Source organism: Kitasatospora sp. NPDC058184 (genome assembly GCF_042883725.1).
Taxonomy (GTDB): domain Bacteria; phylum Actinomycetota; class Actinomycetes; order Streptomycetales; family Streptomycetaceae; genus Kitasatospora.
Genome location: NZ_JBHVVE010000017.1, coordinates 22369 through 34127 on the forward strand (window position 1 = coordinate 22369; position 11759 = coordinate 34127).

The 11759-nt window shown below is 76.6% G+C and carries 6 protein-coding genes; 2 read left to right on the top strand and 4 right to left on the bottom strand.

Going from position 1 to position 11759, the window contains the following annotated elements; translation table 11 throughout:
* Nucleotides 1–15: 15 nt before the first annotated feature.
* Complete coding sequence (locus ACFVXH_RS28390) at nt 16–3153, bottom strand: ATP-binding protein (RefSeq protein ID WP_387828442.1); 3138 nt, start codon at nt 3151–3153, stop codon at nt 16–18.
* Between the two features lie 212 nt (nt 3154–3365).
* Here ACFVXH_RS28390 and ACFVXH_RS28395 point away from each other — a divergent pair, with 212 nt between their 5' ends.
* Nucleotides 3366–4220: a class I SAM-dependent methyltransferase gene (locus ACFVXH_RS28395; protein WP_387828445.1), complete on the top strand. Its 855-nt coding sequence runs from the start codon at nt 3366–3368 to the stop codon at nt 4218–4220.
* Nucleotides 4221–4310: 90 nt separating this feature from the next.
* Here the strand turns inward: ACFVXH_RS28395 and ACFVXH_RS28400 are convergent, their stop codons facing one another.
* The 3 genes from ACFVXH_RS28400 to ACFVXH_RS28410 form a co-directional block, all read right to left on the bottom strand.
* A complete protein-coding gene (locus tag ACFVXH_RS28400) occupies nt 4311–5804 on the bottom strand; it encodes an SDR family oxidoreductase (protein WP_387828448.1) in 1494 nt (497 codons plus the stop codon).
* Nucleotides 5801–7261 carry a cryptochrome/photolyase family protein gene (locus ACFVXH_RS28405; RefSeq protein WP_387828451.1) on the bottom strand — a complete coding sequence of 487 codons (1461 nt, stop codon included), beginning with the start codon at nt 7259–7261 and terminating at the stop codon, nt 5801–5803. The genes ACFVXH_RS28400 and ACFVXH_RS28405 overlap by 4 nt, the downstream gene beginning before the upstream one ends.
* Before the next feature lie 179 nt (nt 7262–7440).
* Nucleotides 7441–8505 (bottom strand): MerR family transcriptional regulator, encoded by a 1065-nt coding sequence (locus tag ACFVXH_RS28410; RefSeq protein WP_387828454.1) that lies wholly within the window; start codon nt 8503–8505, stop codon nt 7441–7443.
* A gap of 835 nt (nt 8506–9340) precedes the next feature.
* On the opposite strand from ACFVXH_RS28410, the gene ACFVXH_RS28415 reads away from it, so the two are divergent.
* Nucleotides 9341–11704, top strand: a complete 2364-nt coding sequence (locus ACFVXH_RS28415; protein WP_074002989.1) for a LuxR C-terminal-related transcriptional regulator — start codon at nt 9341–9343, stop codon at nt 11702–11704.
* Nucleotides 11705–11759: the final 55 nt, after the last annotated feature.

The window sequence follows — 11759 nt, forward strand, 5'->3', positions numbered from 1 at the left end:
TTCTGGGTTCTGCGCTCAGCCGCCCACCAGCCGGCGCGCCTCGGCCGCCAGGGTGGACCGGTCAGGCGCCGCGTACGCGGCCACCGCCCGGCGGTACTCCGCCGGGTCGGCCCGCTCCGCGTCCGCCCGGGCCGCCGCCGAGCCCATGGTCGGCTGGAAGGTGCGCAGGCAGCGGAACCGCTCGGCCAGCACGACCAGCCGTACGCCCGTCCGGGTCCGCTCGGGATCGCCCTCACGGCCGCCCCGGTCCAGCGCCACCAGGCCGAGCGCGAGCAGCAGCGCCCCCGCGAGCGGGCCCTCCACCAACGCGGCCGGCCGGACCAGCAGTTCGACCAGCCGCCCCGGGAGGGAAGCCGCCAGGGCGGCCACCCGCTCCGACTCGCCGTACCGGGCGTGCGCGGCCACGCAGGCCGCCATCGGCTCCAGCGCCCAGGACGGCTCGGCGGGCGGCTCCGCAGCGCGGGCGAGCAGCTCGGCGGAGCGCCGCCACAGCGCCAGACCGGCATCCACCTCGCCCCGGGCGAGGGCCAGTTCGGCCCGCACGCCCAGCTCGGGGGCGGGCAGCTCAGCGGCCTCCGCGGGCTGGTGCCGCACCGCCAGCTCCAGCCAGTGCTCGGCGCCGTCCGGGTCCCTGGCCTGCAAGCTGCCGATCACCATGCCCCAGCGCAGGCCCAGCATGTCGTTCCAGTCGCCGAGCCGGTCCAGCTCCGCCATCGCCGCGCCGAGCAGCGGCAGGGCCTCGGCGCCCCGCTCCCCCTGTAGATGCAGCTCGCCGAGCCGGGCGAGCGCCAGCACCCGCAGCCAGGGCACCGGCAGCGTCTCGAAGGCCGCCAGCGTCCGCCGCGCCGAGGCGGTCGCCCGCTCCATCTCCTGCACGGCCTCCCAGCGGTAGCCGGCCACCGCCTCGGCCACACCGGCGAGCAGCGGTTCGGGGGCGGCGCACAGGGCCGCCAACAGCCCGCCATCCGGGTCGCCGTCCGCTCCGCCGTTCGGGCCGAGCACCTCGGGGACGGCCGCCATCACGGTGGCGATGGCCCGCACCGGGGTGTCCGGCGCGGCCGGGGGCAGCCGCCGCAGGGCGGCGAGCAGCCGCAGCGCACCGGTGCCGGTGCCGAGCCCGCCGCCTGCGGCGAGCAGGGTGTTGACGGTACTCAGGGCGGAGAGGGTGCGCACCGGCTCCAGCAGTTCGGGCCCGGGCCGCAGCCGGGAGACCGGGCCGCCGGTGTCCTCGGCGAGGGCGAGCAGCCGGACGTAGTTGCCCTCGGTGGTCCACAGCCCGGCGAGGACGGCGGCGATCGCGGCGACGGCGGGCCCGTCCCCGGCGGCGAGGGCCAGCCGCAGCGCCCGGACCAGGTTGTCCTGCTCGGCGCGGACCAGCCGCCACTCCGGTACGGCCGCCGGGCCGAACGGGCCGTCGTGGTGGTCGATGCCGAACTCCCGTGCCCAGAGCAGGAACCGGGCGGTGACGGCCTCGTCCTCCGCCGCCTTCGTCCGCTCGGCCGCGCCGAACTCGCGGACCGTCTCCAGCATCCGGAACCGTCCCCCACTCGGGGTGTCGGCCAGGCGCAGCAGCGACTGGTCGACCAGGTCCTCCAGGACGGTCAGGACGTCGGGGTCGTCGAGCAGTCGCCCGGCGGCGCGGGCGGTGAAGCCACCGGGGAAGACGGAGAGCGCGCGCAGGGCGGCCCGGCCCGGCGGGTCCAGCAGGTTCCAGCTCCAGTCGACCACGGCTTGCAGGGTGCGGTGGCGCTGCGGCGCGTCCCGGGGCCCGCCGCGCAGCAGGGCGAAGCGGTCGGCCAGCCGGTCGGCGATCTCGGGCACCGCCAGCACCCGTACCCGGGCCGCCGCCAGCTCCAGGGCCAGCGGGAGCCCGTCCAGCCGGGCGCACAGCGCGGCGACCGGGCCGGCCGGCAGCTCGACGTCCGGGCGGGCCGCCCGAGCCCGCTGGGTGAACAGCTCGACGGCGGACGCCCGGTCCAACTCCGGGAGCAGGTACACCGATTCGGCGGAGATCCCGAGCGGGGTGCGGCTGCTGGTGAGCACCCGCAGGTCAGGGCGGGCGGCCACCAGCGCGTGCACCAGGTCGGCGACACCGCGCACCACCTGCTCGCAGTTGTCCAGTACCAGCAGCACCGGCCCGGCGGCGAGCACACCGGCGATCCCCGCCCGGTCGCCGGCGCCGAGGGCGGCGGCCACCGCCCCGGCCACGTCCTGGTCGGCCGCCACTCCGGCCAGCGGCACCAGGTGCACCACCCGCTGCGCCGCCCCGCGCGCCACGGCGGCGACGACCCGGGTCTTGCCGAGCCCGCCGGGGCCGACCACCGACACCACCCGGGCGGCGCCCAGCAGTTCCGCCACGGCGGCGAGATCGGCCTCCCGGCCGACCAGCGGGTTCGGCTCGTGCGGCACCCCGCGCCGCACCGGAGCCGCCGCACCGTGCAGCAACTCCTGGTGCAGCAAGCGCAGTTCGGGCCCAGGGTCGGCTCCCAGGGCATCCCGCAGGCCGCGGCGGTAGCGGTCGTACCGGCCGAGCGCGGCCGCCGCCCCGGCCGTCCCGGCCTCGCAGCGCAGCAGCTCCAGCAGCACATCCTCGTCCCGCGGCTGCCCGGCGGCCTCCTCGGCGAGCGCTTCGACGGCCGCCGCGTGCCGCCCGGTGCGCGCCAGCGCGAGCGCCCGGGCCCGCCGCAACACCCGGTGGGTACGGGCCCGTTCGGCGCGCAGCGCGGACACCGGGTCCGTCCCCTCGGGCTCCGCGGGCGCGGTGTCCCCCTCCCAGAGCTCCAGCCCCGCCTCGGCCTCGGCGAGCGCCCCGGCGTGGTCCCCGGCCCGGGCCTTCTCGGCGCAGGCGGCGGCGTGCAGCAGCACCGCCGAGGCGTCCACCCGTTCCTCCCCGAGCCCCAGCCGGTACCCGGTCGGCGTGCTGACGATCAGCTCCGCCCCGAACTTCGCCCGGGCCCGCGACACCAGCACCTGCAGCGCCTTCTCCGGCCGTTCGGGCCGGCCCTCCGGCCACAGCCCGTCCACCAGCCGCCCCCGGCCGCACCCGGCCCGCACCTCCCCGGCCAACAGGGCGAGCAGCCCCCGCAGCCCGGGCGCGGTGACCTCCTCACCCCGGCAGGAGACCGTGGACAGCACGCGCAGCTCGATCGTCACCGCGCCAGGGTAGCGATCACCGGACCGTACGTCCGTTCTGATCCCCGGTCAGCGGACGTGAGCCTTGTCCCTCGTCCCTTGTCCCGCAAGTCGGCAGCGCCTACCCTCCCGAGCTATCGATCCGCTAGCTCGCGTCCCCGGGGCCGGTCGACCCCGGGCGGACGCCCGCGCGCTGTGCACTCGGCACAGCCCGCCGACCACGAGGAGCCACGATGACGGGGACCGACCACAGCACGGAGCACCACCGGGATGCCACCCGCGGCCACGCGCCCACCGGACAGGTGCCGGCGCAGGACGAACGACGGCTGCACAGCTCGTCGTTCGGCCGGGCAGCGGTCGCCTACGCCGAGCACCGCCCGGACTACGCGCACGCCGCGGTGCACTGGGCGCTCGAAGCCGCGCCCGGCCCACGGGTGCTCGACCTCGGCGCCGGAACGGGCAAGCTCACCGCCACGCTGGTCGCACTGGGCCACCAGGTCGTCGCTGTCGAACCCGACCCGGCGATGCTGGCCGAACTGCGCGGCACACTGCCGGACGTCCGCTCACTGGAGGGGAGCGCCGAGGCGATCCCGCTGCCGGACGGGTCGGTCGACGCCGTGGTGTCCGGCAACGCCATGCACTGGTTCGACATGGCCGCCGCAGGCCCCGAGATCGCCAGGGTCCTCGCGCCCGGCGGCGTCCTGGCCGGCCTGTGGAACGTCTTCGACGACGGCGTCGACTGGGTGGCCGGCCTCGCCAGGGTCACCGGCCCCGCCGCCATCGGCCCGCGCGACGTGCCCGGCAGCTGGCGCACCGAGACGGCCCGGATGCACCTGCCCGCGTCGGGCGGCGCCGACGCCTGGTTCGACTCACCGGAACAGGCGGAGTTCCCCCACGGCCAGCGGCGCACCGCCGACTCCCTCGCCGCGACCCTCGCCACCAAGGCCGGCGTCCTGGTCATGCCCGAGCAGGAACGCGACGCCCTCCTGGAGGCGACCCGCACCTACCTCGCCGCCCACCCGGAGACCGGCCACGGCGAGTTCACTCTCCCGATGCTGACCAGCGTCCTGCGCGTCCGCCGGATGTGACGCCCGTCCGACGCCCGCCGCCCCTACAGCGTCCCGGCGTCCGGCCGGTTCGACCGCCGTGCGGCTGGTCGCGGGCTGGTGGAGAGCCGTTCAATCGGCGTGGAGGGCGCGTTCCGTGATGTTGCGGGCCATGCCTCCGAAGACGGCGCTGTGGAACGGGGCGATGGCCCACCAGTAGGCGTGTCCGGCCAGGCCGTGCGGGTGGAACAGGGCCCGTTGCCGGTAGCGCGCCCCGCGCTCGCCGTCGGGTGTGACGGAGAGTTCGAGCCAGGCAAGCCCGGGCAGGCGCATCTCGGCCCTCAGCCGGAGCAGCCGACCGGGTTCGATCTCCTCCACCCGCCAGAAGTCGAGGGAGTCCCCGACCCGCAACCGGGCCGGGTCACGGCGGCCCCGGCGCAGTCCGACGCCGCCGACCGCGCGGTCGAGCCAACCGCGCAGGGCCCAGGCGAGGGGGAAGGAGTACCAACCGTTGTCACCACCGATGCCTTCGATGACCCGCCAGACGGCGGCGACCGACGCGGTGACGGTGCGTTCCCGGATGTCCTGGTAGAGGCTGCCGCCCGCCCAGTCGGGGTCCGTGGGCAGGGGGTCGCTCGGGGCGCCGGGCAGGGAGGCGGAGGACCAGCGGGTGGCGACGTCGGCGTCCTTGATGCGGCGCAGGGCGAGCGTGACGGCCCGGTCGAAGCCGGTCAGCCCGTTCGGCGGGTCCGGAATCCACCCGGCGATGTCGTGCTCGCCGCAGACGACCTCGTGGCGCAGGGACTCGACCAGGGGGCGGGCGATGGAGTTCGGCACCGGGGTCACCAGGCCGACCCAGTGGCTGGAGAGGCGGGGGGTGAGGACGGGCACGGGGACGATCAGGCGGCGGCGCAGTCCGGCCGCGCGCGCGTATCGCCGCATCATCTGCTGGTAGTCGAGGACGTCGGGGCCGCCGATGTCGAAGGTGCGGTTCACCTCGGGTGGCAAGTCGGCGGCGGCGGCGAGGTAGCCCAGGACGTCGCGGACGGCGATGGGCTGGATACGGGTCGACACCCAGCGAGGGGTGACCATCGCGGGCAGGCGTTCGGTGAGGTAGCGGAGCATTTCGAAGGAGGCGCTGCCGGAGCCGATGATCACGGCGGCGCGCAGCTCGGCGGTCGGGACGCCGCTGGAGCGCAGGATGCGTCCGACCTCGGCGCGGGACCTCAGGTGGGGTGACAGGTCCGCTTCCGGCACCGCGGTGGGCACGAGGCCGCCGAGGTAGACGATCCGGGTGACGCCGGCGGCCGCGGCGGCGGCCCCGAAGGCTCGCGCGGCTTCCCGGTCGGTGGTCTCGAAGGAGGGTCCGGTGCCGAGGGAGTGCACGAGGTAGTAGGCGGCGTCGACGCCGTCGAGGGCCGCCGTGAGGGTTTCGGGCCGGGTCACGTCGCCGGGGACGACGTCGACGTCGGCCCGCCACGGCTGGTCCCGCAGCCGGTCGGGGTCGCGCACCAGGCAACGCACGGAGTGCCCGCGCGCGAGCAGTTCGGGCACCAGACGGCCGCCGATGTAGCCGCTCGCGCCGGTCACCAGGCAGCGCTTCGAGTCGGGGCGCAAGGCGTTCATCTCGGCTCCTCGTCCGACGTCAAGGGTGTCGGGTCCGGCCGGTGCCCGGACCGACGGGACCAGGATCCCGCCTTGCTTCCGGAGCCCGCGACCGGGTGGACCGGCGGGCCCGGCGGCCGGTCCTGGCGTTCGCCCGCGCGGAGGACCGGCCGGCCGTGCTGGAACCGGGCCGTGAGGTCCTCGGGCGCGACGATCGGGGGCGGGTAGTCTCCGTCGAGGAGCCAGGGGCGGTGGATGGACGGCCCTGGCAGGTGGGCCAGTTCGGGCACCCATCGGCGTACGTAGTCGCCCGTGGGGTCGTAGCGGTCGGCCTGGCGCAGCGGGTTGAGCACCCGGTTGGGGCGGGTGTCGGTGCCGGTGCCCGCGACCCACTGCCAGTTGAGCTGGTTGACGGCGATGTCGCCGTCGACGAGCAGGGAGAGGAAGTGGGCGGCTCCGATCCGCCAGTCGAGGTAGAGCGACTTGGTGAGGAAGCTTGCCGTCAGCAGGCGGGCGCGGTTGTGCATCCAGCCCTCTTCGGCGAGCTGGCGCATGCCGGCGTCGATGATCGGGTAGCCGGTGCGGCCCTGCCGCCAGGCCTCGGCCTCGTGCTCGTCGTGGTGCCAGCGGTCGTCCCGGGCGCGGTAGTCGCGGTGTGCGGCGTCGGGGCGGGCGGCGAGCACCTGGTGGTGGAAGTCGCGCCAGGCGAGCTGCCGGACGAAGGCCTCCGCTCCGGGCCCGCCGCGCTGGAGCGCGCCTGCCGTGAGCTCGGTGGCCGACAGGCAGCCGAAGTGCAGGTACGGGGAGAGCCGGGAGGTGCCGTCGGCCGCCAGATCGTCATGGACGTCGGCGTACGCGTCGACGTCCCAGCGACGCCGGAGTTCCCGGCCCGCTCTCTCGCCACCGTGCGGCAGGGAAGGCGAGAGCGGGCCCCTGAACACGAGGTTCTCGCTGCCGATGCCGTCCGGCGTGCGGATCACCCGGGGCGCGGCCAGGACGCTGCGGTGGGGGGCCTGCCGCCAGGCGCGGTGGTACGGGGTGAAGACCGCGTAGTGGTCGCGGCCGGCCGGCGCGACACGCCCGGGTGGCAGGACGGTCACGGAGGCGTCGTGGACGTGCAGGCGGATGCCGAGCACGGCGCGCAGCCGTGCCTCGCGACGGTGGGCGAAGGCGGTGACGCCCGCGGCGACGTGGACCGTCCCGGCGCCGGCCTCGGCGGCCACCCTGGCGGTCTGCTCGGCGGTCGCGCCCCGGCGCACGGTCAGCCGGGAGCCGGCCCGGCGCAGCGAGGCGTCCAGGTCGGCGAGGCAGTCGGACAGGAATGCCAGCCGGTTGGGGGCGGCGAAGCCGGCGGCCTCGACGGCGGGATCGAGGACGAACAGCGGCACGACCTGGTCGGCCGCGGTGTGGGCGGCGTGCAGGACCGGGTTGTCGTGCAGCCGCAGGTCCTGGGTGAACAGGGCGATGGAGACGGTCACGGGCGGTGCCTCGCAGGGAGTGCGGTCGGGGTTGTCGGGTGTCGGCGCGTGGCAGGGGCGCGAACCCGCCGGTGCGGGCCGCGGACCCGGCCGGGCGGGGCCGTAGCGCGCCGGGCCGGGCCGTTGCGCGCCGAGCAGGCCCGGGACGGGCGACGGGACGGTGTGCCGGTGGTGGGGCTTCAGGCCGTGACGGCCTGCTCCAGGAGGTCGACGGCGTCCGCGAGGGTGCGAGGGCGGGCCGCGCCGGCCGGGGGCCGGTCGCGGACCCAACCGGGACCGGCGGCCACGACCAGGGCTCCGCCGCGGGCCCCGCGCGGGCCCCACACCCTGTCGCCGACCCTGCGCACCAGCTCGCGGTCCGCGGTGTGCTGGTCCTGGGACCAGATCATCACGGCCGACGGCCCGATCCGGTGGACGGCGTCGAGCAGGGCCCGGGGCGGGACGACCGCGCCCAGTATGCGAAAGGGGACCCCGCGCTCCGCGAGCGCCGCGGCCGTCGCCTCGATGGCGAGGGTGTGCAGTTCGAGGGGCGTCGCCGTCAGGAGGACGGGCCTCACCCGGCGGGCGGCGGGCCCGCCGACGGCCACGCCCCGGAGAGCGCTGGAGACGTGCCAGGACAGCAGGTGCTCGACCTCGACGTACTGCTCGCCGTCCGCCGCCCACTTGCGGCCCGCGGCGCGCAGCGCGGGCATCATGACCCCCGTCCACGCGTCGACCACCCCGAGCGCGTCCACCGCCTCCCTCAGGATCCGGGCGACCTCCGGCCCGTCCAGTCGCACCGCCGCCCTGGTCAGGCCCCGGCATTCGGGGCGCACGGTTCCGACCTGCGGGGCACGGCTTCCGCCCGGACCGTGCCCGAGCCGGCCGCCGCCCCGCGAGTCCGTTCGCGGCTCGGGGAGAGCGCGTCGCGGGCTGTCCTCGGGTACGGAGACGTCGCGCTCGGCCAGGGCCGCCCTCGCCGCCTCGCCCGGAGGCACCCCGCGTGCCGTCAGCCGGCACATCGACTCCAGGACGGCGATGTCCCGGGGGCTCCAGCGGCGGTGGTGTCCGGCCTCCCGACGGGCCGGGCCGATGCCGTAGCGGCGTTCCCAGGAGCGGACCGTCGTGGGTGACACACCCAGCCGCTGGGCCACCCGGCCGGTCGGAAGCCCGGCATCGTCCACCGGCTCGGGTGCCGGGTCCGGGTCTCCGGATCGCACTCCGATGCGCCGGCCGGGGTCTCGGCCGGCCGATGGGGTCACCATCCCGCGGTCCTCCCCGCGGCGAGCCCCGCGCGGCACACCGCCACGGCGGCGATGACCGGCTGCGGGCTCCGGCCCGACCGGGCCGTGTGCGGCTCGGCCCACCCCGGAGTGGAGATGCCCGCGCACCTCGACGCCTCGCGCTCGGGCGTCTGGGCGGGCGGGCTCGCGGGAGCGGGACGCTCCCGGGCGGGAAGCTGTCGGGCGATGGTCACGCGCACAGCCTCCCGGTCGACGGCGCACAGGTCCACCCGCCCTGGATGGAACACCGGCACGGACCGGACCACCGGAGGCCGCCGGCGGCAGGCGACTCCGTACACGGGTGCGGCAACCGCGCGGTGGAGCACCTCGGACGCGCCTTCGTCGCCGGGCGCCGGCAGGTCCAGGAGACGACCCGGGTCCGCGGCGGTCGGCACTTGCCTGCCGCGGGGATCCAGGCCGGAACGGGTTCGGATGAGCGAGGTCACGCGGCCACGGTGCAGCGGTTCAGCACCGATAGCCCATCCGCGTCGTTTGTGCAGCGTTTCCCGGCGGAACCGGACCTGCCGGACGATGGCGAAGCACGACCGCGTCAGCGAGTCCGGCACCCTCGCCGTCCCCGACCGCCGCCGCGCGACGGCCCGCACGACGGCCACCGCCGGCCCCGGCGGAGACGACACCACGGAGTCCCGTACCGCTCGCCCTCGAACGCCCGGCGGACACCACCGCGGTCCGCGATACCCCGGCGGTATCCCAGAACTCTAGGATACCGCCGGCAGCGGCCGACACCCAGCATCAGTACGGACGATCCCGCCGGCGCACGGGCGCCGCGTAAGTGGAGCCAGCTCTGGAGCCGTCCATGACCACCTTGTTCGAGTCCACCGTCCCCCAGCCGGAGCCCGCGGACCACCGGGCCGTCGCGGGCGAGCTGTTCGGGCGGGCACGTGAGACGGCCGAGCTGCTGCGGCTGCTCGCCGACCCCACCGTGCCGGGCGTGCTGCTGCACGGCCTTCCGGGCAGCGGCAAGACCCGGCTGGCGTCCGCGGTCGCCGAGCAGTACCGAGCGGCGGGCCCATCCGCCGGAACTCCCCGCCCGGCTTCGTTGCTGACTGTCGATCAGGTCGAGCCGGACGAGTACCCGGCACTGCTGGCCCGGTGCGCCTCGACCGGGGCGAAGCTGCTCGCGACCGGCCGCCTGCCAACCACCGGCGCCGACGTGGCGTACCGGGTGGACCCACTGGCCGTTCCGGTGGACTGGTCACCGATCGACCTGGACGCCTTCTGCCGCATCCCCTCGGTACAGGTCTTCACGGCCGCCCGGCGGGCCTGGAGCCCGTGCTTCACGGTGACCGCCCGGAACCAGCAGGCCGTAGGCCGGATCTGCGTGGAACTCCGCGGCCTGCCGGGTGCGCTGGTGGTCGCGGCCCGGATGGCGGCACTGGAGGGCATCGGCGCCGTGCTGGCCGCACTCGGCGGGGCGGGAGGAGACGGAGCCGCAGGAAGCGCCCCCGCAGGAGGGGGGCTTCCGGCCGACGGCGGGGTGGAGGCCGATCCGAACCGGCCGGTGGCCCCCTGCCCCGGGCCGCGCGTGCCGCCGGCGGGCCGGCCGGCGGACGGGGCGCCGGGACGAGCGGCGAGGCGACCGGCGGGGCGGAGCGGCCCGCTCGGCGCCGACGAGACGCGGCTGATGTCCTGCGCGCCGCTGTTCGCCGGCGGATTCGGACCCGAGGCGCTCCGGGCGGTATCCGGGATCACGCCGAGCGCCTTCCCGGCGGCGCTCGAAGCCCTGCTCGGCCGGCAGTCGCTGACGCTCGAGGACCGGCCGTCCGGCCGACTGGACGGTGCGGCCGAAACGCGACTTCACGTGCCGTTCGACGGCCTGCCCGAGGCCCGGCCCGCCGACGGCAGGCACACCGTCCTCATGCTCCGCCACGCGCGCTACTACGCCCGGCTCGCGGCCGGGGCCGGCCGTCGGCTGGCCGCCGGTGACCAGCCGACAGCCCTGCTCGCCCTGCGCGTCGAGGAGGCCAACCTCCGATCGGCGGTCGACACCCTGACCGACCACGGGTCCACTGCCGAGGCCCTCGACCTGATGGAGCGGCTGCTCGCCCACGCCCGCGTCGTCGGCCTCGGCCCGGCCTGGACCGACCGGGACACCGCGCTGCCCGGCTCCACCAGCGCCACGGGTGAACGGGCACGCGTCCGGCTGGCGCTGATCCGCGCCGAAGCCCGGCTGCTCGACGGCGACGACGAGTCGGCTACCGCCCTGCTGGGCGAAGCCGAGGCGGCCGCGGACGCGTCGGACCGATGTCGGACCGAACCCGATGCCCCCTCCACGGCGGCCCGTCTCCTGCGACTGCGGGGCCTGACCGGGTGCGACCGTGACCCTTCCCGAGCCCTCGCCGCACTCACTCGGGCGGCAGGGCTCCTCCGCGAAGCCGACGACGAACCGGCGGCCCTGCGCGTCGAGTTGGAGGCCGCCCTGGCCGAGCTTCGGCTCGGTCGAACCGGCCCCGGCAGCGCGCTGGCGGACCGGGTGCTGACCGCCGCGCGGCACCGGGGGGACGCGCTGCTGGCCGGCGCGGCCCTGCTCCACCTGGGTCTGCTCGCCGCCGCCGACGGCGATCCGTCCGCGTCCCGCGCCCGCTGCGTCGAGGGGCTGGCCCGGCTGCGCCCGCTCGGCGCCGTCGCCACGCTCGGCGCGCTGGTCGGCCTGGCCGCGAGTCCGCTGCGCCCCGCACCGGCCCGGGCGACCGACGCCGCCCGACTGCTGGGCAGTTTCTACCCGGGGCGGGCCGGCATTCCCGGCGACCCCGCGGATCCCGACCTGGCCACCGCCCGGCTGCTCCCCGGCATCCGCCGCCGGCTCACCGAGGACGAGTTCACCCACGCACTGGCGGCCGGCGCGGCCACCTCGCTCCCGGACCTGCTCCGCTCCCTCGGCGAGTCGGACTCCACCGGGACACCGTCGAAGCGGAAGTTGACGAACCGCCAGTTCCAGGTCTCGCTGCTGGTGGCCGACGGACTGAGCAACCACCAGATCGCACGTCGCCTGGGCATCTCGGAGTGGACCGTGGTCAACCACCTCCGCGAGGCGATGCGGCGGTTGCAGTGCTCCTCGCGGGTCGGTGTCGCCGGCTGGGTGCACCGCTCCGGCCGGCCGCCGGGCCCCGCTCACGGCGCGAGGCGGGGATGGCACGACGAACCGTTCGAAGCCTCCTGACCCGGCGGGAGCGCCCGCCGCCCGGGCCTCTGCCGAACCGGATTCCAGGTCGGCC

Excerpts from the sequence above, each read along its gene's own strand:
- ACFVXH_RS28395 (WP_387828445.1), top strand. The coding sequence starts at position 3,366 with ATGACGGGGACCGACCACAGCACGGAGCACCACCGGGATGCCACCCGC.
- ACFVXH_RS28400 (WP_387828448.1), bottom strand. The coding sequence starts at position 5,804 with ATGAACGCCTTGCGCCCCGACTCGAAGCGCTGCCTGGTGACCGGCGCG.
- ACFVXH_RS28410 (WP_387828454.1), bottom strand. The coding sequence starts at position 8,505 with ATGGTGACCCCATCGGCCGGCCGAGACCCCGGCCGGCGCATCGGAGTG.
- ACFVXH_RS28415 (WP_074002989.1), top strand. The coding sequence starts at position 9,341 with ATGACCACCTTGTTCGAGTCCACCGTCCCCCAGCCGGAGCCCGCGGAC.